A 25,920-nucleotide genomic window follows, 5' to 3' on the forward strand; every position below is an offset into this window, starting at 1 on the left:
TCACTCCATTTCGAGGATGATCGCATCCACACGCAGGCTTTCGCCGGCCTTGGCACTGACGGTCTTCACCGTGCCAGACTTTTCGGCGCGCAGGATGTTTTCCATCTTCATCGCCTCGACGACGGCAAGCGGTTGGCCAGCCTCGACCTTGTCGCCCTCGGCCACGCTGAGCGAGACGAGCAGGCCGGGCATCGGGCAGATCAGGAAACGCGAAAGATCGGGCGCGACCTTTTCGATCATATGCTTCGTCAGCCCGACGATGCGCGTGGGCAGGCACTCAACCTTGTGGATCGCGCCGCGCGTGGTCATCCTGAAACCGGTGCGGGTGGTCTCCAGCTTGAGAACGAGATCCTCACCGTCGACATCGGCTTCCACGAAACGGTCGCCCGGCGTGTATTCGAGGGCGAGATCGACCTCCTCGCCGTTCACCGTCAGCAGATCCTCGTCGAGTTCGACTTCGTGGACGGTGCCGCCAATGGTCACGGTCCAGGCGCTCGGCGGGTCGAGCGGGCCGCCAAGCTGGCCTTCCACCTGACGCGCGCGGTCGGACCGGGCAGTGGCGACGAAGGCGGCCACGGCGGCCAGCTTCACCTTGAGATCATCCGACGCGGGCGCGCCGTGGAAGCCATCGGGATATTCCTCCGCGATGAAGCCGGTGGTCAGCTCGCCCGAGCGGAAGCGCGGGTGCTGCATGATGGCCGAGACGAAATCGATGTTATGGCCCAGCCCTTCGATCTCGAAGGCGTCGAGCGCAGCGACCTGCTTGTCGGCGGCCTCGTCGCGAGTTTCGCCCCAGGTGATGAGCTTGGCGATCATCGGATCGTAGAACATCGAGACTTCGCCGCCTTCGTAGACGCCGTCATCCACGCGCACGCCGTCAATACCGCGGCGTCCGTTGGCTTCTTCGTCCTCGGTCCAGCCATCGACCGGCGGATTGTAGCGCGACAGGCGCCCGGTGGAGGGCAGGAAGCCGCGATAGGGGTCCTCGGCGTAGACGCGGTTTTCGATGGCCCAGCCTTCGATCTTCACGTCGTCCTGCGTCATTTCCAGCGGCTCGCCGGCTGCGACGCGGATCATCTGCTCGACGAGGTCGACGCCGGTGATCGCCTCGGTAACCGGGTGCTCCACCTGCAGGCGGGTGTTCATTTCGAGGAAGTAGAAACTCTCGCCGCTGGCATCCGCACCCGAGACGATCAGTTCCACCGTACCGGCCGAGTAATAGCCCACCGCGCGCGACAGGGCGACGCACTGCTCGCCCATGGCCTTGCGCATCGCCGGGGTGACGAAGGGCGACGGCGCTTCCTCGACCACCTTCTGGTGGCGGCGCTGGATCGAGCATTCGCGCTCGTTCAGGTAAAGAATGTTGCCGTGCTTGTCGCCGAGGATCTGGATCTCGATGTGGCGCGGGTTGAGGATGAACTTCTCGATGAAGACGCGGTCGTCGCCGAAGGAGTTAAGGCCTTCGCGCTTGGTCGCCTCGAAGCCCTCGCGAACGTCGTTTTCGTTGTAGGCCAGGCGCATGCCCTTGCCGCCGCCGCCGGCGGACGCCTTCATCATCACCGGGTAGCCGATCTCGGCCGAGATGCGCACGGCATGCTCGGTATCCTCGATCTCACCGACGAAGCCGGGAACCACATTGACGCCGGCCGCCTTGGCGAGCTTCTTGGACTCGATCTTGTCACCCATCGCCGCGATCGCATTGACGGGGGGGCCGATGAACTCGATGCCCTCTGCGGCAAGCGCCTCTGCGAAGGAGGTCCGCTCGGACAGGAAGCCGTAGCCGGGGTGGACCGCTTCCGCGCCGGTCTGCTTGCAGGCGGCGATGATCTTGTCGGCAATCAGGTACGACTGCGCGGCGGGCGCCGGGCCGATGTGGACCGCCTCATCCGCCATCTGCACGAAAGGCGCGCGGGCATCGGCGTCGGAATAGACAGCGACGGTCTGGATGCCCATGCGGCGCGCGGTCTTGATGACCCGGCAGGCGATCTCGCCCCGGTTTGCGATCAGGATTTTTTTGAACATGTAACCTCAAAGCCCCATTCAGCGTCATGCTTGTTATCGGTCGGAAACAGGAACTGCAGCGCCTGCGGTGCGAGCGTGTGATAGGCCGTCGCATGCGTCAGGTCCTCACGCGGGACAAGACAGACGAGCGGTCCACCCGCATCCGAGACGAGCTTTGCCGCCTGCGCGGTTTCCGGCCCTTCGTTCGAATATGTCAGGAACAGCGTGCCGCGCTGCCGATCGGCGGCGAGCAGACCCGCAGCCGCTTTCGCAAGCGCGCCGTCATCCCACCACAAGCTCGCGTCGATGGCGGCATAGCGGCGGAACAGGCCGGGCTCGCGCAGCCAGGTCTCGGTGATGAACAGTCCGGCAAGCGATTCGCCGATCACACCATCATCGCCGTTGGTGCGATAGGTCGCCTCGACCAGCGGCTTCACACGGTCGCGCAGGAAAGCGCGAAAAGCAGCGGACTGCCCGGCGGTGGGATACTGCTTGTGCTGGCCTGCATTGCCGGGGCTGCCGATCAGTTCGGCCCGCCGGTCCTTGCTCTCTATCCCGACGACGATCACCGGCAGCGAACGCCCCCACACGGCATTCAGCGCGCTGGTTCCGGCGACGTGAAGGAAATCCTGCGAAAGCCCGCCGTCGATGAGATAGAGGACAGGATAGCGCCCATCCCCCTTCTCATACCCATCGGGCAGATAAACGTTCACCTGCCGCATATCGTCCTTGGCGAAGGGAACGAGGTGCGTTTTGCCGATCGTGATCGGCACGGCAGGGGCAGACGAGGCAACAACCGCAGTCGGCGCGGCGGCCCCGGCGCAAGGCGCGGAAAAAAGGCAGGACAACGCCAGCAGCATTGATCCCGCCCTTTCGATCACTCGGCAGCTTCCAGCTTGGCGCAGCCCTTGGGCATGCGCTGGGCTTCCACCTGCCCCGGCGTCAGGTCGATGGCCATGGGCTTGATGCCCAGCCGCGCGAACATCGCCAGGTCGTTGTCATCGCCCGAATTGGGCGCGGTAAGCAGCTTGTCACCGGTGAAGATCGAGTTGGCCCCGGCCATGAAGCACATCGCCTGCGTCATATCGGACATCGCTTCACGGCCCGCCGAAAGACGCACCATCGACAGCGGCATGGTGATGCGCGCGACCGCCACGGTGCGCACGAATTCCACATCGTCGATCTTGGCAAGCGGGGTATCGGCCAGCATGTCGCCCAGCACGGTGCCCTTGACCGGCACCAGCGCGTTGACCGGCACCGACTGCGGATGATCCGGCAGCGTAGCGAGCGTGTGGACGAAACCGACGCGGTCAGCGCGGGTCTCACCCATGCCGACGATGCCGCCCGAGCAGACGTTGATGCCTGCCATTCGCACATTCGAGAGCGTGTCGAGGCGGTCGTCCATGGTGCGCGTGGTGATGACCTGGTCGTAGCGCTCAGGCGAAGTGTCGATGTTGTGGTTGTAGTAATCCAGCCCCGCGTCCGAAAGCATGTCGGCCTGATCCGGCGTGAGCATGCCCAGCGTCATGCAGGTTTCAAGGCCCATCGAGCGCACACCCTTCACCATCTCGATGATCGCGGGCATGTCGCGGTCCTTGGGGTTGCGCCAGGCGGCGCCCATGCAGAAGCGGGTCGAGCCCTGATCGCGTGCCTGCGCCGCGCGCTGGAGGACGGCCTGCACCTCCATCAGCTTGGTCGCCTTGACGCCGCTGTCGGCCTTGACCGACTGCGAGCAATAGCCGCAATCCTCGACGCAGCCGCCGGTCTTGATCGAGAGCAGCGTCGAAAGCTGCACTTCGTTGGCCTTGTGATTGGCGCGGTGAACCTCGGCTGCGCGAAACACCAGTTCGGTGAACGGCAGGTCGAACAGACCCGCGATTTCCTCGCGGGTCCAGTCGGTGCGGGCCAAAGTAGGGGCGGCGACGGCGGGGGTATCAGTCATAGTCATTCCTCAGGCAGCATCGTCGGCATGGGGGCCAGCGCCCAGCCATAGAGCCTGGAGCCGTCCCTTGCCAGTTCTCGCAAGACCCCCTGCACAACGCTTACTCGGCCGCCTGCAGTTCGGAGCCTGCCGGCGGCATGTTGTGGCCAAGCAGGCGCAGCACGTCGGCGGCGCATTCAACCACGTTCGAGCCCGGCCCGTAGATGCCCTGAACGCCGGAATTACGCAGGTATTCATAGTCCTTCGCGGGGATCACGCCGCCTGCGATCACCTTGATGTCGCCGCGGCCGGCATCGCGCAGCTGCTGGATCAGTTCGGGGATCAACGTCTTGTGACCTGCCGCAAGGCTGGAGGCGCCGACGACGTCGACTTCGTTCTCCAGCGCCAGCACCACGGTTTCCTCGGGCGTCTGGAACAACGGCCCGGAATAAACGTCGAAGCCCATGTCGCCGAATGCCGAAGCGATGACGTTGGCGCCTCGGTCGTGGCCATCCTGGCCCATCTTGGCGACGAGCAGCTTGGGCTTGCGGCCCAGACGGCGTTCCACCGCCTGCACACCGTCAAGCACCTGCTGCCAGCGAGTATCGCCCTCGTAAGGGGCGCCGTAGACGCCCTTCACCGGAGTAGGCTGAGTGCCGTAGCGCTCGAAGCTCTCTTCCATCGCGTAGGAGATTTCGCCCAGCGTGGCGCGCGCGCGGGCGGCTTCCACCGCGAGGGCGAGCAGATTGTTCTCGATGCTGGCGGGCGACGCGGCGCCTGCCGCCAGCGCTTTCAAGGCAGCCTGGCAGACGGCCTCGTCGCGCTCCGCCTTCATCTTGTTGATGCGGGCGATCTGGCCTTCGCGGACCTTGGCGTTGTCGATGTCGAGCGTCTCGATCGCATCTTCCGTGGCGAGGCGGTACTTGTTGACGCCCACGATCACGTCGTCACCCCGGTCGACACGCGCCTGGCGGGAAGCGGCGGCGGTTTCGATCATCGCCTTGGGCCAGCCGGCGGCAACCGCCTTGGCCATGCCGCCCTCTGCCTGCACGCGCTCGATGATTTCCCAGGCCTGATCGACCAGCTGCTGCGTCAGCGATTCGATGTAATACGAGCCACCCAGCGGATCGACGACATTGCACATGCCGGTCTCCTCCTGGATGATGATCTGGGTGTTGCGGGCAATGCGGGCCGAGAAATCGGTCGGTAGCGCGATCGCCTCGTCCAGCGCATTGGTGTGCAGCGACTGGGTGCCGCCCAGCATCGAGGCCATGGCCTCGACCGTGGTGCGGATGACGTTGTTGTAGGGATCCTGCTCCTGCAGGGACACGCCCGAAGTCTGGCAATGGGTGCGCAGCATCTTCGAACGCTCGTCCTTGGCGCCAAGATCGGTCATCACCCGGTGCCACAGCACGCGCGCTGCGCGCAGCTTGGCGATCTCCATGAAGAAGTTCATGCCGATGGCGAAGAAGAACGACAGGCGGCCCGCGAACTTGTCGATGTCAAGGCCCGAGGCGACGCCGTATTTCACATATTCCGCGCCGTCGGCGATGGTGAAGGCCAGTTCCTGGACCTGCGTCGCGCCCGCTTCCTGCATGTGATAGCCGGAAATCGAGATCGAGTTGAACTTGGGCATCTCGCGGCTGGTGTAGCCGAAGATGTCCGAGATGATCCGCATGCTCGGCTCGGGCGGGTAGATGTAGGTGTTGCGGACCATGAACTCCTTGAGGATGTCGTTCTGGATGGTCCCGTCGAGCAGCTTGCGGTCGACACCCTGTTCCTCGCCGGCGACGATGAAGAAGGCCAGGATCGGGATCACCGCGCCGTTCATCGTCATCGAGACCGACATCTTGTCGAGCGGGATGCCGTCGAACAGGATCTTCATGTCCTCGACCGAGTCGATCGCAACGCCGGCCTTGCCGACATCGCCGACCACGCGGGGGTGATCCGAATCGTAACCCCGGTGCGTGGCCAGATCGAAGGCGACCGACAGACCCTTCTGTCCGGCGGCAAGGTTACGGCGGTAGAAAGCGTTCGATTCCTCGGCAGTGGAGAAACCGGCGTACTGGCGAATGGTCCAGGGACGGCCCGCATACATCGAGGCGCGCACGCCGCGCGTGAACGGCGCGTAGCCCGGCAGGCCCGGGTCCACGGTCACGTCCTCGGCGGTGTAGAGCGGCTTGACCGCGATGCCTTCAGGCGTGTTCCAGGTCAGGTCCCTGCCTTTGACTTCCTTGTCAGCCGCTGCCTGCCAAGTCTCGATGGTGGGTTTGTCAGTCATCGCCTTGCCTCGCCAATTTCGTCATCCTGAACTTGTTTCAGGATCCATTTTTCGATCCATTCCGTCCGTCCTTCGGGGCACGATGGATCCTGAAACAAGTTCAGGATGACGGAGGAAATCTGACTCAGTGCGCGCCCTTGGGCGTTTCCATGATCTCGGTCAGTTGTCCGCCCATGTCCTTGGGGTGGACGAAGAATATCATGGTCCCGTGCGCGCCGACACGCGGTTCACCCAGAACGCGCTTGCCGAGGCTCTCGAACCAGGCCTTCGCCTCTTGAATGTCGGGCACTTCGTAACAGATGTGGTGCTGGCCCCCGAGGGGGTTCTTCTCCAGCCACTTGCCCACCGCCGATTCCGGCGTGGTCGGCTGGAGCAGTTCGATCTGCGTGCCCGCAGTACCGTTTTCGCCCGGCGTGTTGACGAAACACACGCGCACCTGCTGGCTTTCCAGCACGAACGGCTCGGTCACGTCGGCGGCGCCCATCACGTCCCGGTAGAACGCGATCGAGGCGTCGAGATCGGGCGTGGCGACGCCGATGTGGTTGAGGCGGCCCAGCTTCATGCGACATTCTCGATCACTAGAGCGATGCCCTGCCCGCCGCCGATGCACATCGTGACGAGGCCGTACCTGCCGCCGGTGCGCTTCAGTTCATAGGCGCACTTGATGGTGAGCATCGTGCCCGTCGCGCCGACCGGGTGACCGATCGAAACGCCCGAACCATTGGGGTTCACCTTTTCGGGATCGAAGCCAAGGGCCCGGGCGACGGCGCAGGCCTGCGCCGCAAAAGCCTCGTTGCTCTCGATAATGTCGATCTGGTCGAGGGTCAGGCCCGCGCGCTTCAGCGCGATCGGCACCGCCACGATCGGGCCCTCGCCCATGTATTCCGGCTCGACGCCGGCGTGGCCCCAGGCAACGATCCGGGCGAGCGGCTTGAGTCCGCGCTTCTCGACCTCGGTGCCGGTGGCCAGCACCACGGCGGCGGCGCCGTCGTTGATGCCGCTGGCGTTGCCGGCGGTGACCAAACCGTCCTTCTTGAAGGCCGGCTTCATCTTGGCCAGCGTTTCCGGGGTGGTGTCGGCGCGGACATGCTCGTCGGTGTCGAATACGGTGACACCCTTGCGCGTCTTCACCTCGACGGGAAGAATCTGGTCCTTGAAGCGGCCTTCCGCGATGGCGCGGGCGGCGCGCTGGTGGCTGGTTGCGGCCAGTGCGTCCATGTCCTCACGCGAAACGTGGTGGCGCTCCGCCACGTTCTCGGCGGTGATGCCCATGTGATATTCGCCGATGGCGTCCGACAGGCCAAGCGTCAGCGCGTCTTCCTGCGTGTTGGCGCCCATCTTCTTGCCCCAGCGCACGCCGTGGTCATGATAGGGCACGTTCGACATCACCTCGGCGCCGCCGGCCAGCGTGACCGAAGCCTCGCCCAGCTTCATCATCTGCGCGGACGAGATGATCGCCTGCACGCCCGATCCGCACAGACGGTTCAGCGTCAGCGCAGGCGTGGCAAGCGGGATGCCGGCCTTGATGCCGATCACGCGGGAAAGCGTCTGGTCGCGGGCGCTGGTCGGCATGACTTGGCCGATAACGACATGTTCGACCGCTTCGGCTTCGATGCCGGCACGCTTCAGCGCCTCGGCAGCGACAAGCGCGCCCAGGTCCGAGGGCATGAAGCTCTTGAGCGAGCCGCCGAAGTCACCGACTGCCGTGCGCACGCCGCTGACAATGTAGATATCTTCCATGACCTGTCTTCCAATCCCTTGTTCTCGGTTTCGAGCGGAGGTCCTCTTCAACCTCCGTTCGCGATCGCGGTACTCTCAAAAAGAACACCGCCCGCAGCCCTGACCGCGCCTCAGGCGTGTATCAGAGCGGAATGTTATCGTGCTTTTTCCACGGGTTCTCGATGCTCTTGTTGGCCAGCTTGCGCAGGCCCAGCGCGATGCGCCGGCGCGTCGAGTGCGGGTAGATGACCTCGTCGATGTAGCCCCGGCTTGCCGCCACGAAGGGGTTGGCGAAACGGTCTTCGTATTCCTTGGTCTTGGCGGCGATGCCTTCGGCGTCCTGCCCGCGGAAGATGATCTCCACCGCGCCCTTAGCGCCCATCACCGCGATTTCCGCGGTCGGCCAGGCGTAGTTGAGATCGCCGCGCAGGTGCTTGGAACTCATGACGTCGTAGGCGCCGCCGTAAGCCTTGCGGGTGATGACGGTGATCTTGGGCACGGTCGCCTCGCCGTAGGCGAACAGCAGCTTGGCACCGTGCTTGATGATGCCGTTATGCTCCTGGTCGGTGCCGGGCAGGAAGCCGGGCACGTCGACGAAGGTCACGATCGGAATGTTGAACGCATCGCAGAAGCGCACGAACCGCGCGGCCTTCTTGGACGAGTTGATGTCCAGCACGCCCGCCAGAACCATCGGCTGGTTGGCGACGATGCCTACAGTCCTGCCCTCGATCCGGCCGAAACCGATCAGGATGTTGCCCGCGTGGAGCGGCTGCAGTTCGAAGAACTCGCCCTCGTCGAGAGTTTTTCGCAGCACTTCCTGCATGTCGTAGGGCTGGTTGGCGGACGGCGGAATGATCGTGTCGAGCGTGTGCTCAAGACGGTCCCAGGCATCGGAGCAGGGGCGTTCCGGCACGTCGTCGCGGTTGGAGGCAGGCAGGAAATCGAAGAAATCGCGCGCCGCCAACAGCGCCTCGATGTCGTTTTCAAGCGCCAGGTCGGACACCGAGGTCTTGCTGGAGTGCGTGATCGCGCCGCCCAGCTCTTCCTGCGTGACGACCTCGTTGGTGACGGTCTTGACCACTTCAGGGCCGGTCACGAACATGTAGGAGCTGTCCTTCACCATGAAGATGAAGTCGGTCATCGCGGGCGAATAGACCGCGCCGCCCGCGCAAGGCCCCATGATGAGCGAAAGCTGCGGCACCACGCCCGAGGCAAGTACGTTGCGCTGGAACACGTCGGCATAGCCGCCCAGCGAAGCGACGCCTTCCTGGATGCGCGCGCCGCCCGAATCGTTGAGGCCGATCACCGGCGCGCCGACCTTCATCGCCGCGTCCATCACCTTGCAGATCTTCTGCGCGTGGCGGGCCGAAAGCGAACCGCCGAACACCGTGAAGTCCTGGCTGAACACGAAGACGAGGCGGCCGTTGATCGTGCCGGAACCGGTAACCACGCCGTCGCCGGGAATCTTCTGATCCTGCATGCCGAAGTCGGTGCAGTCATGCTCGACGTAGAGGTCCATCTCCTCGAAGCTGTCCTCGTCGAGCAGCACGTCGAGACGTTCGCGCGCGGTCAGCTTGCCCTTGGCGTGCTGCGCATCGATGCGCTTCTGCCCGCCGCCCAGCTTGGCTGCTGCCCGGCGCTTTTCCATTTCGGCGATGTTTGCTGACATCCGGCTTCCCTATGTACCCAATGGTCACGGCATCGAAATGCCCTTGCCCCGTAAAGGCAGCTGGAAGCGCTCAGGTCAACAGTTTTAATCGCTCGGTTAACACAAATCGCAGGGCTGTTTCCGCTATATCCGTCAGGCGATATGGACAGCACCGCGCCGTCCCGGACCTGATCCGGGACGGCGCGGATAGTATCTGCCCCCCCGCCCCTGTCACTTCAGGAGGACGAGTTCCTCCGCCATCGTCGGGTGGATGGCGACGGTGGCGTCGAAGTCGGCCTTGGTGAGGCCTGCCTTCACGGCTACCGCAGCGGCCTGCATGATCTCGGGCGCTTCGGCGCCGATCATGTGGATGCCCAGCACGCGCTCGGTCGAAGCCTCGCAGACCATCTTGTACAGCGAGCGTTCGTTGCGGTGGGCGACGACGTTCTTCATCGAGCGGAAGTCGCTGGTGTAGACCTTGACCGAGCCGTACTGCGCCGTCGCCTCGGCTTCGGTCAGGCCCACGGCGGCGATCGGCGGATGGCTGAACACGGCCGAGGGGATGCACGAATAGTCGACCGTCGTCGGCTTGCCGCCGAACACGCTGTCGGCAAAGGCCTGCCCTTCGCGGATGGCGACGGGGGTCAGCTGCACGCGGTCGGTCACGTCGCCCACGGCATAGATGCTCTCGATGCTGGTGCGCGAATTCTCGTCTACCTCGATCGCACCCTTCTCGTTCAGCTTCACGCCCACGTCGTCAAGGCCAAGGCCCTCGATGTTGGGCACGCGGCCAGTGGCGAACAGCAGGCAGTCGACGTCGAGCGGTTCATGATTGCTCATGTGGACGGTAAGGCTGCCATCCTCGTTCTTCTCTACCTTCTCGAACCCGGCATTGAAGCGGAACTCGATGCCCTTGATGAGCGAAATCTGCAGCAGGCGGTCGCGCAGCGTTTCGTCATAGCCGCGCAGCAGCTGGTCGGAACGGTTCATCAGCGTCACCTTGGCGCCGAACTGGTGGAAGATGCCGGCGAACTCATTGGCGATGTAGCCCGCGCCCGCGATCAGCACGCGCTTCGGGATGGCGTCGAGGTGGAAGGCATCGTTCGAAGTGATGCCGTGTTCGTGGCCCGGGCACGAGGGCACGTGCGGGCGCGCGCCGGTGGCGATCAGGATGTGCTTCGCCGTCTTCTTTTCGCCGCTTGCCAGCGTGACCTCGTTGGGGCCGGTGATCACGGCGCGTTCGTGGAAGATCTCGACCTGGTTGTTCTCCAAGGTCTGGGTGTAGAGGCCGTTCAGCCGGTCCACGTCGCCCAATACGTTGTCGCGCAGTTTGATCCAGTCGAACTTGGGCTCGCCCACGTCCCAGCCGAAGTGGCGGGCATCCTCCAGATCCTCGGCGAAGTGAGCGCCGTAGACGAGCATCTTCTTGGGCACGCAGCCCCGGATCACGCAGGTTCCGCCGACCCGGAACTCCTCGGCCACGGCAACCCGCGCTCCGTGCGCAGCCGCCACGCGGCTGGCGCGCACGCCGCCCGAACCGGCGCCGATGGTGAAGAGGTCGTAGTCGTATTCGGCCATGCGTCTGTGCTCCGTTGCGTTGGGGCGCATATGGGACATGGCCCCGCCGATTGCCAGCAACCACGTGCCGACGACCAAACACCAACGATCACCGGGGCCGCCGCGCCGTTGCAATCCGACGTGCGCTTCACTCGATTTAGCGCCGCCCTATTGTCAACCAGATTGGTTGAGTTTATATCCGAGTCTATGGCTGCTCCTTCGCATGGCAGCGCATCACGACTGGGAGATCACCGATGGCACGTTCGCATAACGCCTCGGCGGACAAGCAGGAACCGCTGATATTGCTCGTCCCCGGCCTCGAAGGCAGTGGCCCCGGCCACTGGCAACGCCGCTGGGCGGAAGAGATCGACAATTGCCAGATCGCCGAACTGGGCAGCTGGGACACCCCTCACCGCAATACCTGGATCAATCGCCTGAACCTTGCCGTGCACCGCGCCGGACGGCCGGTGGTGCTGGTGGCCCATAGCCTGGGCTGCGTGCTGACAGCATGGTGGTCCAAGTTCGAGCAGCCCGGCTACGCGGCGCCGGTGATCGGCGCCATGCTGGTGGCCCCGCCCGAGGTGGATTTCTTCCCCCGCGACGAACGCCTGACCGGCTTCGCGCCCACTCCGGCGGATGCGCTGCCCTTCCCCTCGCTGCTGGTGGCAAGCCGCAACGATCCGTGGATTGGCTTCGATACGGCCAAGGGCCTTGCCCGGCGCTGGGGGAGCGATTTTGTCGATGCCGGCAATGCCGGGCACATCAACGCCGACTCCGGCCTTGGAAGCTGGGAGGACGGCAAGCACCTTCTGGCGCGGCTGCTCGACGGTCAGGTAGCGGCGGCGCCCGTATCGCCAAGGGCCGCGCATGGCGACTGGGCAGAAGGCCTCGAATACCGCGCCTGACGCGTCAACAGCCCCTTGCAGGGCGCCGGGGCGAGACTAGCGCCCGCTCCGGCGTAAGTTTCTGCGGCGGCGGCTTTCCCCATCCTTCGACAAGCTCAGGATGAGCGGCGGTGGCCGGGGCACCTTGCGGATTGAGGACCAACAACCTCCCAAATCCGCTCAGGCTGAGCATGTCGAAGCCCCCTTACGACAGGCCCTGCCCGATCAGCCGATACCGGCGATAGCCAGCAGCGCCTCGGTCGAGGGGTCGAACGTAGTGCCGCCCTGCTCGATCTTGTTGGCGATTTCCTTGCCCAGTTCCACGCCGAACTGGTCGAAGGGGTTGATGCCCATCAGGACCGCGTTCGCAAAGGTGCGGTGTTCATGGAACGCCACAAGCGCGCCGAACGTCACCGGGCTGACTTCGTCGAGCAGGATCGTTGCCGAGGGGCGGTTGCCGGCATAAGCCCGCGCCGGATCTTCGCTGGCCTTGCCCGCCATCAGCGCCGCGCCTTGTGCGAAGCAGTTGGACAGCAGGATACGGTGATGCGCCGAGGCCTGGTCATGGCCCGGTTCGATCGAGGCGATGAAGTCCACCGGAACCAGGTTGGTGCCCTGATGCAGCAGCTGGAACACCGCATGCTGGGCATCAGTGCCGACGCCGCCCCAGGTGATCGGCGCGGTCGGGCCGTCGACGGGGGTGCCGTCGATCTTCACGCTCTTGCCGTTCGATTCCATCTCCAGCTGCTGGAGATAGTCGGGCAGCAGCGCCAGCCTTTCGTCATAGGCGAAGACCGCACGTGTCTGACAGCCGCGCAGGCGGGTGTAGTACTGGTCGGCGAAAGCAGCGCGCAGCGGCAGGTTGGCGATGCCGTCCGCGTCGCGGAAATGCACGTCCATCGCGGCGGCGCCGGCCAGGAACTCGGCGAAATCGGGCCAGCCCAGCGCCATGGCGACCGGGAAACCGATCGAGGACCACAGCGAATACCGTCCGCCCACGCTTTCCGAGAACGGCAGGACGCGGGTTTCGTCCACGCCCCATTCCATCGCCTTTTCCGGCGAGGCGGTCAGCGCCACGACGCGGCCGTAGGGGTCCTCGACGCCATTGTCGCGCAGCCACGCGATCGCGCTTTCGGCGTTGGTCATCGTTTCAAGCGTGGTGAAGGTCTTGGAGGCGACCGCCAGCATCGTGGTGGCCGGGTCGCACGCCTTGAACGCCTGTTCCAGAGCGCAGCCGTCGATGTTGGAGACGACATGCACGTCCACCAGCGCGCCCTTGCGTGCCAGCGCGTCCACGGCCAGCGCCGGGCCAAGCGCCGAACCGCCGATGCCGATGTGGATCAAGTGCTTCACCTCGCCCATCGCGCCGCGGTGGATCGCCTCGACGATCGCGGCCATGCGGTGGTGGTACATCGCCGCCAGATCGACGCTTTCGTCCTTGCCGACGCCGCGCTGGGCGGTGTGCTCAGCCGCGCGGCCCTCGGTGGTGTTGACGATCTCGCCCGCGAACAGCGCGGCGCGGCGGCCGTCGAAGTCCATCGCCGCGGCCAGTTCCTCGAAGGCGGCGACATGGGCCGCGTCGAGGTGCGTCTTCGACCAGTCGAAGCGGATACCGGTGGAGTTCTCCTCCTCGCCCAATTCAAGCTCGGTGGCGAATGTGTCGAGGCGTGCCGGGTCGCTGCCGAAAAGCTGCGCCAGAGTCGGCTTTTCCAGTCCCTGAAGCTTCTTCCAGACCGCTTCGCTCATGCCGTGCAACTCCTGTTGGCCGTGTTGGTCGGCCTTATGCGTTCCGCAAGTGCGAAATCCAAGCCCGAGTTGTGCAATTATCGGCCAGTGTCATACGTTGGTGGGGATCGCACTTGACGGGAGCGCGCCCGCGTGGGCAAGGGTTCAGGCCATGAGCGATACCCCTATCCAAGCCGCAGAGGCCGCCGCGAACGCCCCTGCGGACAAGCCCGTCACCGGACCGGCAACTCCGGTCAAAAAGGACGAGAGCTTTTTCTCCTTCCTGGCGTGGCTGGTGCTGGGCGTGCTGATCCTGCGCAGCTTCATCATCTCGCCCTTCAATATCCCCAGCGAATCCATGCTGCCTCGGCTGCTGACCGGCGATTATCTGTTCGCCACCAAGTGGTCCTACGGCTTCTCGCGCTATTCGCTGCCGTTCAGCGTGCCGCTGATCCCGGGCCGCATCTTCGCCAGCCAGCCCGAACGCGGCGACGTGGCGATCTTCAAGGCGCCCCCGGGCAACGACGTCGACTACATCAAGCGCGTAATCGGCCTGCCCGGTGACGAAGTGCAGATGAAGGGCGGTCAGGTCTGGCTTAACGGCAAGGCTATTCCCAAGGTCAAGGTCGCCGATTTCCTCGTACCGATCAGCCCCAACACCGATTGCGGCCCCGGCTTCGACAGCACCGACGACAAGGGTACGCCGGTCTGCCGTTACCCGCAGTTCCGTGAAACCCTGCCCGGCGGCAAAAGCTACACCGTGCTGGACATGGGCCAGACCCCGCAGGACGATACCGGCGTATTCATCGTCCCCGAGGATCACCTGTTCATGATGGGCGACAACCGCGACAACTCGATGGACAGCCGCTTTCCGGCGGTCGAGGGCGGCGGTATCGGCATCGTTCCGCAGGAAAACCTGGTCGGCAAGGCCGCAGTCATGATGTTCTCCACCGATGGCTCGTCCGAATGGATCAAGCCCTGGACCTGGTTCACCGCCGCGCGCTGGAACCGTATCGGGAGCGTTATCTGAGTGCTTGATGCGCCCACCCGCGCCTTCCTGACCGAACACGCCGGCTACGAACCCGCCGACGAGGCTCTCTGGCTCTCGGCCCTGACCCACGGGTCCACCGGCGATAAGCGCAATTACGAAAGGCTGGAATTCCTGGGCGACCGCGTTCTGGGGCTTTCGGTCGCAGAATGGCTCTACCGCAACAGCGAGGAGGCGGAAGGTCGCCTCTCGCAGCGCCTCAACGCGCTCGTCAGCCGCGCCACCTGCGCGATCATCGCGCGGGAAATCGGACTCGGCCCGCACATGCGGCTGGGCAAGCAGGCGCGCGACGATGGCGGCGAGGATTCCGAGAACATCCTGGGCGACGTGATGGAGGCGATGATCGGCGCCTGCTTCACCGAGCGCGGCTTCGAAGGCGGCCGCGACATGGTCCTGCGGCTCTGGAGCGACGTGCTCCACGGCAAGACCGGCAAGCGCAAGCACCCCAAGTCCGCGCTGCAGGAATGGACCGCCGGCAACCGCCGCCGCATGCCCGAATACAAACTGCTCGACCGCTCCGGCCCCGATCATGCCGCGCGTTTCACGGTCGAGGTATCGGTTCACAACGTCGGTTCGGCCCAGGCCACCGCAAACTCGAAGCAGGACGCCGAAACCGGCGCCGCCGAGGAATTCATGAGGAAATTCGGGTGATACCCCGGATTCCTCGACAAGCTCGGCATGACCGCAAGCTTGCTACAATATTCAGGAACAATTTTATTCTTTATGGAATTCCGCTCATGCTGAGCTTGTCGAAGCACCATCCGGCACACACCACGGGAGCCGCCAAGCCATGACCCAGCATTGCGGTCTCGTCGCCGTCCTAGGCGCGCCCAACGCGGGCAAGTCGACGCTCGTCAACGCGCTGGTCGGCCAGAAGGTGGCAATCACCTCGGCCAAGGCCCAGACCACCCGCGCCCGCCTGCTCGGCATCGCGCTGGAGGAAGAAACCCAGATCATCCTGGCCGACACCCCCGGCATCTTCGAGCCGCGCCGCCGCCTCGACCGGGCGATGGTCGCCGCCGCCTGGGAAGGCGCGCAGGAGGCCGACGCGATCCTGCTGGTGGTCGACGCAGTGAAGCTGCGCCGCCACGAACTGGCGCCTTTGCTGGAATCGCTCAAGCACCGCCCGGAGCGCAAGCTGCTGGTGCTCAACAAGGTCGATGCCAGCGTCAAGGAAAAGCTCCTCGAACTGGCGCAGGAATTCGCCGCCGACTCCATGTTCGACGAAGTGTTCTTCGTCTCCGCGCTGACCGGCGACGGCGTGCCCCAGCTCAAGTCCTGGCTCGCCAAGCTGATGCCGGAAAGCCCGTGGCACTATCCCGAAGACCAGGTTTCCGACGCCAGCGAGCGTCTGCTGGCCTGCGAAATCACCCGCGAGCAGATATATCGCCAGCTCCATGACGAGCTGCCTTACGATGCCGCCGTGCGCCCCGAAAGCTACACCCCGCGCAAGGACGGCTCGGTAGAGATCCGCCAGCAGATCGTCGTCGCCCGCGAAAGCCAGAAGGCGATCGTGCTGGGCAAGCGCGGCGCCAAGATCAAGACCATCGGCGAAGCGGCCCGTACCGAACTGGCCGCGGTGCTCGGCCATCCGGTCCACCTGTTCCTCCACGTCAAGGTCGAGGAAAACTGGGCCGATTCCGCCCGCGACATCTACGAAGAAATCAGGCTGGACTGGGTTAAGTGATGACGCCGGTGTTGAGGAATTTTGGCGCAGCGCTGCTGCTGGGCTGCACGGCCGCCTCGATGCCGGCACTCGCCCAACAGGCAACGACAACGGACAAGGCCAAGGCCGCCACGGTCAAAAAGCCGAAGGTCGACAAGCCCAAGGTCGTGAAACCCAAGGGCAAGAAAGGGGCGCCCGCCCCCGTAGAAGCCGTCAAGGTGATCCTCCCCGTCGAGGCGACAAAGCCCGTCGTCATGGAAAGCCTGCTCGACAAGCGCTACGTCGCGATCGGCTCGTCCTTCGCGGCCGGGCCGCAGCTGCCGCCCTCGAAGCCAAGCTGGCCGGCGCGCTGCGGGCAGAGCTTCAACAACTACCCCACGCTGCTGGCGGAACGCTTCGGCGTGGAGCTGATCGACCGCAGCTGCTCGGGCGCCACCACCGAAAACGTGCTTGGCCCGTGGAACGAAGTGCCGCCGCAGATCATCAGCGTCACGCCCGAAACCCGTCTCGTCACCGTGACGATCGGCGGTAACGACCTGTCGTACATCGGCAACCTGTTCTCGGCGACCTGCGCCTTCAACGCCAAGCTGGCTCCGGTTCCAGGCGCCAAGACGCGCGCCTGCGGCGCCGTGCGCGTCCCCACCGAAGCGGACTATGTGCGCGACGAAGCGCAGCTGAACGAGATCGCGCGGCGCATCAAGGCCACCGCCCCGCAGGCCCGCCTCGTCTTCGTGCAGTACTTCAACCCGCTACCCAGGCCCGGCGGCCTGTGCCCGGCAACTCCGGTCAGCGAGACCGACGCCGCCATCGTGCGCGAAATCGGCCGCCGCCTTGTCGAAATCACCGCCCGCGTCGCGGAAGCCCACGGCGTGCCGGCGATCGAGATGAACCTGTCCTCGGCCGCGCATACGCCGTGCGACAAGGAGCCATGGATGATCGGCTCACCTGCCGGCTACGACGGCCGCCAGGGCCTCCAGTGGCATCTCAACAAGGCCGGGATGCAGGCCACCGCCGACGCCATCGCCGCCTGGCTCATCAAGAGCGGCGTCAAGCCGGTCAGGTCGCCGGTCACCGCCGAACCGGGCCTCAACCCGCCCGGGCAGGCCCCCACGATGACCGCACCGAATGCGCCCGCCCCCGCAGTGCCGGTACCCGCGCCGACGGTGAAGGCCCCCGCGAAGCCGACGACCGCCACGAAGCGTTAAAACCCGTCGCAATTCTGCAAACTTGACGCAGTAATCGCCCCCCTTCAGCGAGCGCCCCCGGCGGCCGCACCGAAGAAGGGCTCGCCAGAATGATCGCGCGGATCGCCGCAAAAGCGCATTGGGCGATCCGCCCAGCCGCCGAAAACGCCCTGCGCCTTGGCTCGCTGGCACTCTACCTGCCGGCCGCCTTCGCGCTGCGGCTGGTGATGCTGGGCAAGCCAGCGTTCCAGTCTGACGAACAGTTCTACCTCCTCGTCGGCCAGCGTATGGCGGCAGGCGCCTTGCCCTACGTCGACATATGGGACCGCAAGCCCTGGGGCCTCTTCGCCATCTTCCGGGGGGTGTACGTCTTGCCGTTCGATCCGGTGCTGACCTACCAGTTGCTTGGCCTCGCAAGCTCGGTGCTGACGGCGCTGGTGATCGAACGGATCGCCCGCCGTATCGCGCCGCCCCGCGCCGCGCGCATGGCGGGCCTTGCCTATCTGATCTGGCAGCCGGTGTTCAACGTCGCGCTGGGCCAGTCGCCGGTATTCTACAACCTGCCGGTCGCGCTGGCAGCGCTGATCGTCCTCGATGCGCGCCTGAAGCCCTGCGATCCGCTGCTGGCACGGCGCGGGATGGAGGCGATGCTGCTGATCGGCCTCGCCCTCCAGATCAAATACAGCGCCGTGTTCGAAGGACTGGCGTTCGGCCTCCTCCTCCTCGCCCGGGGCCGGGCTGACGGCTGGACCGCCGCCCGCCTCGCGATGACCGGCACCGCATGGGTCACTGCCGCCCTCGCCCCGACCGGCGCGGTGCTGCTTGGCTATGTCTGGGCGGGCCACGGCGAGGCTTTCGTACAGGCGAACTTCCTGTCGATCCTGGGCCGCTCGACCGACCATGCCGACGCCTTCGCCCAGCTCGGCAAGGAATGCCTGGCGATGATCCCCTTCGCCCTCGCCGTGATCCTTGCTCCCCGGCGCCTGTCCCCCGTTCGCGGCGAGCGGCCCGCGACATTGCCCGACCTGCGCCTCTGGGCATTGGCAAGCATCGGCGGCTTCCTGATCTTCGGCACATGGTACGACCATTACCTCGGCCCGGTTCTGGTCCCCCTCTGTATCCTGGCCGCCCCGGCGCTGGCCCGCACCGCAAAAAGTGAGCGCTGGTACGGCCGCCTGCTGCTGGGCCTTGGTCTGATCGGCGCCATAGCCGTACCTGTCGCCCAGGTGATCGAGCGCGGCACCGCCGCCGAATTCGCCGCCACTACCCGCGCCATCGCTGCCGAACTGCACGGCCGCTGCCTCTATGTGTACGAGGGCGACAGCGCGCTCTACCGCACCACCGGGGCTTGCATCCCAACCCGCTTCGCCTACCCCAGCCACCTCAACGCCATGAACGAAGCCGGCGCGCTGGGCATCTCGCCCGAGGCGGAAGTGCGGCGCATTCTGGCCAGCAGGCCCGGCGTGATCGTGGTTTCGGAAACCGGCCGACCCAACCAGCCAAACGTCGAAACACGCACCTTGGTAACAGCCGCGCTTCACCGTGACTACGAGCGCTATCAGGTCGCCGCGCTGGGTGAGCGGCGCTATGGCCTGTGGCGCCTCAAAAGGCCGCCGCGCCGCTGATCATATCTTGCGGCAATCGTTGCCCGGTCTTCCGCCGGCAAAGCGCGCATCGATCCAGTCGAGTGTTTCCGCCGCACTGTTGCGCGCACTCGCCGCATGGTCGCCGCCGGGGATCGCGATGTAGCGCACCGCCCGGCCCCGAGCGCAGAGCCGACGCGCAAAGTCCCGCGTCGCGTCCGGCGAGACGAGCGGATCGGCCACGCTCTGCGCGATCAGCACAGGCCCCGGAACCTTGCTCGCATCCACGCTGTTCGTGCGTGCCAACCTTGCCCAAGGCTCGATCGTGCCCAGATCTTTGCCCTTAAGGCCGCTTTGCACCGACATGACCCCTAGGATCGTTCCCAATTTCGGCTTTGTGTCGAGTTGCACGCAGTTGTTCTGCGCCAGCCGCGTGACAACGCCTCGGTTGCTGGGGCCGAACACATCGGCAAGCGGCGCGCCGTAGCGTCTGGACCAGGAATAAGTCACGAACGCCGTGAACATGGCCTTCACCGCCGGATTACCCTTGTAGGCAAGGTTGACCAGCAAATCTGTCGGCGGCGCCGCTGCAGCCGCGCCGACAAGCGTAAGATCGGGCGCATAGGCCCGCGCTTCGGCTGCGGTCCAAAGGGTAGCGTGCCCCCCTTGCGATTCGCCCCACAGCGCCAGTCTTTCGCTTGCCCTGGTGCCAGGTATGGCCCGCGCCGCGCGCACGGCATCGAGCACCGAATGGGCCGTCTCGCGCCCGGCAAGGAAGCCGTGGACGCCTTCCGCACCAAGCCCCGGGTAGTCCGCCGCCGCCACGACGTACCCCCGCCGCACCATGTCGGCGAGCGCCGGGGTCGCCTCGAAGAATTTGCTGCTGAGCGAAGGCGCGCACTTGCTGGCGACGCCCCAGGCCCCGTGCTGCCACGCGATCACAGGTCGGCCGCGGGGCGCCGGGGCCTCACGCGGCGCGATGACCATGCCCGTGGCGCGCACCGGGGCGCCATCATCCAGCGTGGTCCAGTACGTGATGCGCCAGGCCTGCATCCCCTCGGGCGGGGCTGCGACGGGATCGGCGGAAATCAACGCACCGGGCCTTGAAGCCTCGGGCCGGCCTGAAACCTGCTGCGCCCACGCTGGGGCCGCAAGGGTCAGGCAGCCCAGCCCCAAAACCAGCGCCAATGCAGGGCGATAGATGCGCGCGGCCATGCTGGGCCTCCTCTCAGTTCTAGGGGAGGCTAACACGCAAGGCCGCCGCACCAAAACGGTTAACGCGCCTTGGCGACACCGATGTTATGCTGCTTCGCCGCGTCCTTGGTCGATTCCTCGGTGCGGTTGAGGGCCTTGGCGATTTCCTTGAGGCCCTTCCCCTTGCCGGCGAGGATCTGCAGCTTCTGCAGTTCCTCGGGCTTCCAGGGCTGCTTGTGCTTGGCTGTCTTGTCGCTCATTCCGCTGCCTCCGCAGGCTTCTTCTTGGCCGGAGCCTTCTTGGCGGCCGTCTTGGTCCCAGCGGCCTTGGGAGCAGCCGCTTTTTTGGCGGCCGGCTTCTTCGCGGGGGCCTTCTTGGCGGGAGCCTTCTTCTTGCCCTTGGCTGGGCCCTTTGCGGCCTTTTCGGTAATGAGCGTCACGGCCTGCTCTTCGGTGATGTCCTCGGGCTTCATGTCGCGCGGCAGCGTAGCGTTGGTTGTGCCGTCGCTGACGTAGGGACCATAACGCCCTTCCATGACCTTCATTTCGCCGCCGCTGACGGGGTGCGCGCCGAACACCTTGAGCGGCTCCGCCTTGGTGCGCGAGGCACCGCCGCGATTTGCCGCATCAGCCAGCATGGAGACCGCCGCGTTCATCCCGGTGTCGAACACCTCGGCAGTGGAGCGCAGCTTGGCATACTTGCCATCATGGGCGAGGTATGGCCCGTAACGTCCTATGCTGGCAGTGATATCCTTGCCGCTTTCCGGGTGCTGGCCGACCGGGCGCGGCAAGCTGAGCAGCTTGATCGCCCATTCCAGATTCAGCTCGTCGATGTCCTTGGGGATCGACGCGCGCTTGGCTTCCTTGCCTTCACCCAGCTGGATGTAGGGACCGAAACGGCCGGTGCGGCGCACGATATCCAGGCCGGTCTCGGGGTCCTGGCCCAGCGCCTCGTCGTCACCGCCGCCATCGGCGCTGCCGCCGGGCTGCGCGAACTTGCGGGTGAACTTGCACTCAGGGTAGTTCGAGCAGGCGATGAAGGCGCCGTAGCGACCGCCGCGCAGCGACAGGCGGCCTGCCTCGCACTTGGGGCAGATGCGCGGGTCGGTGCCGTCTTCCTTGGGCGGGAACAGATAGTCGGAGAGAAATTCGTCGAGCGCCTCGGTTACTTCCGAGGGTTTCTTCTCCATGACCTCGTCGGACTTGGGCTTGAAGTCGCGCCAGAAGTTGGCGAGTAGAACCTTCCATTCCTCGCGGCCGCCCGAGACGTTGTCGAGCTGGTCTTCCATGCCGGCTGTGAAGTCGTAGGCGACATAGCGGTCGAAGAAGCGCTCCAGAAACGAAGTGAGAAGTCGGCCCGATTCTTCTGCAAAGAAACGGTTTTTCTCGGTCCGCACATAGTTGCGGTCCTTAATGACCTGAATCGTCGAGGCATAAGTCGACGGACGGCCGATGCCCAGTTCTTCCAGACGCTTGACGAGGCTTGCCTCGGAAAAGCGCGGCGGCGGCTGGGTGAAGTGCTGCTCGGCGGTGACGTCCTTCTTGGCCGGCATGTCGCCCGCCTTCATGAACGGCAGCAGGCCGGCCTCGTCGTCATCGTCGGACTTGTTGTCGCGGCCTTCCTCGTAGACGGCGAGGAAGCCGGGGAACTTCACCACGGTGCCGGTGGCGCGCAGTTCGTTGCGGCCAGTACCGTCGCGCATCGTGATGGTGGTGCGCTCAAGCGCCGCGGAGGCCATCTGGCTGGCCATCGCGCGCTTGAAGATCAGGTCATAGAGGCGCGCCTCATCGCCCGAGCCAAAGCGGTCCTTGGTGAATTCGGTCGGCCGGATAGCCTCGTGGGCTTCCTGCGCGTTCTTAGCCTTGGTTTCGTAATGGCGCGGCTTTTCAGGGACGTAGTGGCCCGAGAAACGCTCCGCGATCGCCGCGCGTGCGGCCGAAATCGCGCTGGGGTCCATCTGCACGCCGTCGGTACGCATGTAGGTGATCGCGCCCGCCTCATACAAAGACTGCGCCACGCGCATCGCCTGACTGGCCGAGAAGCCCAGCTTGCGCGCGGCCTCCTGCTGCAGGGTCGAAGTGGTGAACGGCGGCTGCGGGTTGCGGCGGTGCGGCTTGGTCTCGACCTGCTCGACCTTGAAGGCGCCGGCCTCGACGGCGGCCTTGGCGCGCATGGCGGTGCCTTCGTCGCCAAGGGTCAGGCGGTCCAGCTTCTGGCCGTCGAAGGTCACCAGCTTGGCGGTGAAGTCAGTGCCGTCATGCGCCATCTGGGCGGCGACGGACCAGTATTCCTGCGCCTTGAACGCCTCGATCTCCCGCTCACGGTCGACGATGAGGCGCAGCGCCACCGACTGGACGCGGCCAGCGGACTTGGCGCCGGGCAGCTTGCGCCACAACACCGGCGAGAGCGTGAAGCCGAACAGGTAGTCGAGCGCGCGGCGGGCAAGGTAGGCGTCGATCAGATCCTGATCCAGCTCGCGCGGCTGGGTCATCGCCTTGGTGACGGTTTCCTTGGTGATCGCGTTGAAGGTGACGCGCTGCACGTCCTTGGGCAGCGCCTTGCGCTTGGCCAGCAGTTCGCGAACGTGCCACGAAATCGCCTCGCCTTCGCGATCAGGGTCAGTCGCGAGGATCAGTCGATCGGCGTCCTTGGCCGCATCCGTGATCGCCTTCACCTGGCGCTGCTTGTCGCCGTACAGCTCCCAATCCATCGCGAATTCCTCGTCCGGGCGGACGGAGCCGTCCTTGGGCGGCAGGTCGCGGACGTGGCCGTAGCTGGCGAGGACCTTGTAGTCCTTGCCCAGATACTTCTCGATGGTCTTGGCCTTGGCAGGCGATTCGACGATTACCAGCTGCATTTCAGACTTTCGTTATGCCTTATACGCGTAGGCGCGTTGTGCTCGTGCACATGCGCCCTTACGCGTGCGCATATGTGTGTACGCATAGGGTGGGAAGCATTGGGGCCGTTCGTCAAGCGCAAGACACGTCCTTTGCTCAGGCGAAAACCGAGGCCATCCGCTCGTCTCGGTCGACCAGCAGTGCGAAGATAGCCACGATGCCGCAGGAAATCAGAGCGGAAAGCCCGTAACTGGCAACGTTGCTGATAAATTCAACGATGTAATGCGCCGCACCGATATTCGCAGTCTCGTCGCTGACCGCAGCGTAAATACCCAGCGGCAGCAGGAGCACGGCAAAAGCCACGCATACGGCGGCGAGAAAACCGACGATGGGCCAAGTGGAACCGCGCGTCAGCCGCCAGCTTTCCCCTAAAGCGGCGAAAACCGCAGAGCCCCGCGCCACGACAAGCGCCCCCGCCAGCGACCACCGCGCCATCAGGATAAGACCGGGCAGGATCAGAAGGACAAGCCCCAGCAATCCCGCGACCGAGGTGATCAACGAGACGGCGGCATAGGCCATGAAGCCCGCGCCCCTGCTCCGAATACCGTCCAGAAGCCCTTCAGTCGCCATCACTTGCCAGAACAGAAAATAGCCCGCGACCGACGAGACCGCCATTTCCGCGCCGATGCCCGGCGTATCGTCTACCGCGAATGACATTGCGCTGGACACCAAGCTCATGCCCAGCGCGAAGGCAGCCAGCGCCGTGCGGCTGCGCCCAGCGATGCCCACGCCGTCCGCGAAAATGTCGCCCACGCGAATTGCCGGTTGGGTAGTCACCGCCGAAGCCCCGTTTCTGCCTGGCCCGAGGCTCTGCGCGAGGCGGTCCCCGTCGTCAATCTGCAAGTTGCCAATTCGTTCTGATGGTTGGACAATTTCCGCCAGCGTCAGCCAATGCTGACCCGCCCGCCCGCATGGCGCACCAGTTGCCCCGCCAGTTCGAGTTCGAGGAGGGCCAGTTGCACGCTGGCGGCGCTGACGCCCGACTGGCGGATCAGTTCATCCACCCCGACCGGAGCGCTGGTGAGTAGCGCGCCGACATCGGCCGGATCGCCGGTTTCCTCGGCCAGTTCCGACGCTCCCCAGTCCAGCGCCACCTCGCGAAAGGAGGAGCGCGGGTCGCCGGTGAAGCCGGATAGCAGTTCGATCACGTCGGCTGCGCCCTGCACCAGTATTGCTCCGTCGCGGATCAACTGGTTGCAACCGTGCGAGCGCGGATCGACCGGAGATCCGGGGATCGCCATGACTTCGCGCCCCATTTCCCCGGCAAGACGCGCGGTGATGAGCGAGCCCGACCGGGGCGCGGCCTCCACCACCAGCGTGCCTGCCGCCATCCCGGAAATGATACGGTTGCGGGTGGGGAAATGGCGCGCCAGCGGCTCGGTGCCGGGTGGCTGTTCGGCCAGGAGCAGGCCCTTGACTGCTATCTCCTCCTGCAGCCCCGCGTGTTCGGGAGGGTAGGAAATGTCGATGCCGCTGGCGATCACGCCGATCGTCGCTCCGCCGGCCAAGGCGCCGTGATGTGCGGCCCCGTCGATCCCGCGCGCCAGTCCCGAAACGACGGCCCAGCCCGCACCCGCAAGGTCGTGGGCGATTTCCCGCGACAGGCGGATCGCGGCGGCGGATGCATTGCGCGCGCCGACCATAGCGACGCAGGGCCGCGATGAAAGCGCGATATCGCCCCGGTAGGTCAGGATCGGCGGCGCACCTTCGGATTCGGCGAGCAGGCGCGGATAATCGGGCGAATCGTGGAAAAGGTAGCGCGCGCCGGCCTTGCGCAGCGCGGCAATTTCATCGTGGATGCGCCGCTCGGGCGCGGCGGTGTATGTGCGGCCTTTGCGTCCGGCAATGTCGGGCAACGCGGCCAGCGCCGCCATGCCGCTGCCGAAGCGCGCCATGAGGTGCCCGTACGTGACCGGCCCGACATTGGGCGAACGCAGCAGGCGTATGCGAGCGAAAGCCTCCTCTTGCGAAAGTCCGCCCTCTGCGCTCATCCCTTCTTGCCGCTGCCGATGCGCGGCTCGGTTCCGGCGCGCAGGCGGGCGATGTTCTCGCGGTGCTGGAACAGCACGAGGGCGGCGATCACCGCCAGCACCATGGCCGCCTCACGCTCGCCCAGCGCCAGTGCGGCAAGCGGCGCCACGATAGCGGCGGTCATGCCCGCGACCGAGGAAATTTTCGCGGTGGCAAGAAGACCAAGCCACGTCAGCGCATAGGCCAGCCCCACCGGCCATGCGAGGCCGAAGGCAATGCCCGCCATGGTCGCCACGCCCTTGCCGCCCTTGAAGCCCAGCCAGACCGGGAAGCAGTGACCCAGGAACGCCCCCAGCCCCGCCAGCGCGGCATAGTCAGGCCACAGGCGCGCCGCGATCAGCACGGCGGCAAGGCCCTTCGCAAGGTCGAGCAGCAACGTGGCCGCCGCCAGCCCCTTGCGGCCGGTGCGCAGCACATTCGTAGCGCCAATGTTGCCCGAGCCGATCGAGCGCAGGTCTCCTGCGCCGAACAGGCGGGTGATGATGAGGCCAAACGGTACGGAACCGAAGGCGTAACCGAGCGCAAGTGCGAGAATCCAGTCCATGACGCGGTGCATTAGCGCCCTATCACGCCAAGCAGAA

At 65.4% G+C, this 25,920-nt stretch carries 21 protein-coding genes; 6 read left to right on the forward strand and 15 right to left on the reverse strand.

Annotated elements, in window-relative coordinates; all coding sequences use genetic code 11:
* From TQ38_RS11160 to gor, 8 genes are all read right to left on the reverse strand, one after another.
* Entirely contained in the window at window positions 1–2,022 is a 2,022-nt protein-coding gene (locus TQ38_RS11160) for an acetyl/propionyl/methylcrotonyl-CoA carboxylase subunit alpha (RefSeq protein WP_043972561.1), read from the reverse strand.
* Window positions 2,004–2,882: an alpha/beta hydrolase gene (locus TQ38_RS11165; protein WP_240197869.1), complete on the reverse strand. Its 879-nt coding sequence runs from the start codon at window positions 2,880–2,882 to the stop codon at window positions 2,004–2,006. The genes TQ38_RS11160 and TQ38_RS11165 overlap by 19 nt, the downstream gene beginning before the upstream one ends.
* Window positions 2,879–3,949 (reverse strand): biotin synthase BioB, encoded by a 1,071-nt coding sequence (bioB, locus tag TQ38_RS11170; protein ID WP_370059769.1) that lies wholly within the window; start codon window positions 3,947–3,949, stop codon window positions 2,879–2,881. The genes TQ38_RS11165 and bioB overlap by 4 nt, the downstream gene beginning before the upstream one ends.
* 94 nt (window positions 3,950–4,043) lie before the next feature.
* Entirely contained in the window at window positions 4,044–6,203 is a 2,160-nt protein-coding gene (scpA, locus tag TQ38_RS11175; protein ID WP_043972552.1) for a methylmalonyl-CoA mutase, read from the reverse strand.
* A gap of 124 nt (window positions 6,204–6,327) precedes the next feature.
* Complete coding sequence (gene mce / locus TQ38_RS11180) at window positions 6,328–6,765, reverse strand: methylmalonyl-CoA epimerase (protein WP_043972550.1); 438 nt, start codon at window positions 6,763–6,765, stop codon at window positions 6,328–6,330.
* On the reverse strand, window positions 6,762–7,943 hold the full coding sequence (bktB, locus tag TQ38_RS11185) for a beta-ketothiolase BktB (protein WP_043972547.1): 1,182 nt from the start codon (window positions 7,941–7,943) through the stop codon (window positions 6,762–6,764). The genes mce and bktB overlap by 4 nt, the downstream gene beginning before the upstream one ends.
* A 121-nt stretch (window positions 7,944–8,064) precedes the next feature.
* Window positions 8,065–9,591 (reverse strand): acyl-CoA carboxylase subunit beta, encoded by a 1,527-nt coding sequence (locus TQ38_RS11190; RefSeq protein WP_043972544.1) that lies wholly within the window; start codon window positions 9,589–9,591, stop codon window positions 8,065–8,067.
* 210 nt (window positions 9,592–9,801) lie between these two features.
* Window positions 9,802–11,148, reverse strand: a complete 1,347-nt coding sequence (gor, locus tag TQ38_RS11195) for a glutathione-disulfide reductase (RefSeq protein WP_043972542.1) — start codon at window positions 11,146–11,148, stop codon at window positions 9,802–9,804.
* 233 nt (window positions 11,149–11,381) lie between these two features.
* On the opposite strand from gor, the gene TQ38_RS11200 reads away from it, so the two are divergent.
* Complete coding sequence (locus TQ38_RS11200) at window positions 11,382–12,032, forward strand: alpha/beta hydrolase (protein WP_043972539.1); 651 nt, start codon at window positions 11,382–11,384, stop codon at window positions 12,030–12,032.
* A gap of 204 nt (window positions 12,033–12,236) precedes the next feature.
* Here TQ38_RS11200 and pgi read toward each other — a convergent pair whose 3' ends face one another.
* A complete protein-coding gene (gene pgi / locus TQ38_RS11205) occupies window positions 12,237–13,757 on the reverse strand; it encodes a glucose-6-phosphate isomerase (protein WP_043972538.1) in 1,521 nt (506 codons plus the stop codon).
* Window positions 13,758–13,908: 151 nt separating this feature from the next.
* Between pgi and lepB the strand changes: the two genes are divergently transcribed.
* From lepB to TQ38_RS11230, 5 genes are all read left to right on the forward strand, one after another.
* Window positions 13,909–14,766 (forward strand): signal peptidase I, encoded by an 858-nt coding sequence (gene lepB / locus TQ38_RS11210; protein ID WP_043972536.1) that lies wholly within the window; start codon window positions 13,909–13,911, stop codon window positions 14,764–14,766.
* Window positions 14,767–15,435: a ribonuclease III gene (gene rnc / locus TQ38_RS11215; RefSeq protein WP_043972535.1), complete on the forward strand. Its 669-nt coding sequence runs from the start codon at window positions 14,767–14,769 to the stop codon at window positions 15,433–15,435.
* A 139-nt stretch (window positions 15,436–15,574) separates the two neighbouring features.
* Window positions 15,575–16,471, forward strand: a complete 897-nt coding sequence (gene era, locus TQ38_RS11220; RefSeq protein ID WP_043972534.1) for a GTPase Era — start codon at window positions 15,575–15,577, stop codon at window positions 16,469–16,471.
* On the forward strand, window positions 16,471–17,655 hold the full coding sequence (locus tag TQ38_RS11225; protein WP_240197870.1) for an SGNH/GDSL hydrolase family protein: 1,185 nt from the start codon (window positions 16,471–16,473) through the stop codon (window positions 17,653–17,655). The genes era and TQ38_RS11225 overlap by 1 nt, the downstream gene beginning before the upstream one ends.
* Before the next feature lie 89 nt (window positions 17,656–17,744).
* Window positions 17,745–19,259 (forward strand): hypothetical protein, encoded by a 1,515-nt coding sequence (locus tag TQ38_RS11230; RefSeq protein ID WP_052505602.1) that lies wholly within the window; start codon window positions 17,745–17,747, stop codon window positions 19,257–19,259.
* Here TQ38_RS11230 and TQ38_RS11235 read toward each other — a convergent pair whose 3' ends face one another.
* The 6 genes from TQ38_RS11235 to plsY all read right to left on the reverse strand — a co-directional run bounded on the left by TQ38_RS11235 (window position 19,260) and on the right by plsY (window position 25,883).
* Entirely contained in the window at window positions 19,260–20,432 is a 1,173-nt protein-coding gene (locus tag TQ38_RS11235; RefSeq protein ID WP_043972533.1) for a lipase family protein, read from the reverse strand. It lies immediately after the preceding gene.
* Window positions 20,433–20,491: 59 nt separating this feature from the next.
* Entirely contained in the window at window positions 20,492–20,671 is a 180-nt protein-coding gene (locus TQ38_RS11240; protein ID WP_007680958.1) for a hypothetical protein, read from the reverse strand.
* Window positions 20,668–23,268, reverse strand: a complete 2,601-nt coding sequence (topA, locus tag TQ38_RS11245) for a type I DNA topoisomerase (RefSeq protein WP_113941916.1) — start codon at window positions 23,266–23,268, stop codon at window positions 20,668–20,670. Before topA ends, TQ38_RS11240 begins: the two co-directional genes overlap by 4 nt.
* Before the next feature lie 136 nt (window positions 23,269–23,404).
* Window positions 23,405–24,085 (reverse strand): hypothetical protein, encoded by a 681-nt coding sequence (locus TQ38_RS11250; RefSeq protein WP_162792239.1) that lies wholly within the window; start codon window positions 24,083–24,085, stop codon window positions 23,405–23,407.
* A gap of 107 nt (window positions 24,086–24,192) precedes the next feature.
* Complete coding sequence (dprA, locus tag TQ38_RS11255; protein ID WP_043972524.1) at window positions 24,193–25,299, reverse strand: DNA-processing protein DprA; 1,107 nt, start codon at window positions 25,297–25,299, stop codon at window positions 24,193–24,195.
* A complete protein-coding gene (gene plsY / locus TQ38_RS11260) occupies window positions 25,296–25,883 on the reverse strand; it encodes a glycerol-3-phosphate 1-O-acyltransferase PlsY (protein WP_043973403.1) in 588 nt (195 codons plus the stop codon). Before plsY ends, dprA begins: the two co-directional genes overlap by 4 nt.
* Window positions 25,884–25,920 lie beyond the last annotated feature (37 nt).

Origin of the sequence: Novosphingobium sp. P6W, assembly GCF_000876675.2 — a bacterium.
Taxonomy (GTDB): Bacteria; Pseudomonadota; Alphaproteobacteria; order Sphingomonadales; family Sphingomonadaceae; genus Novosphingobium.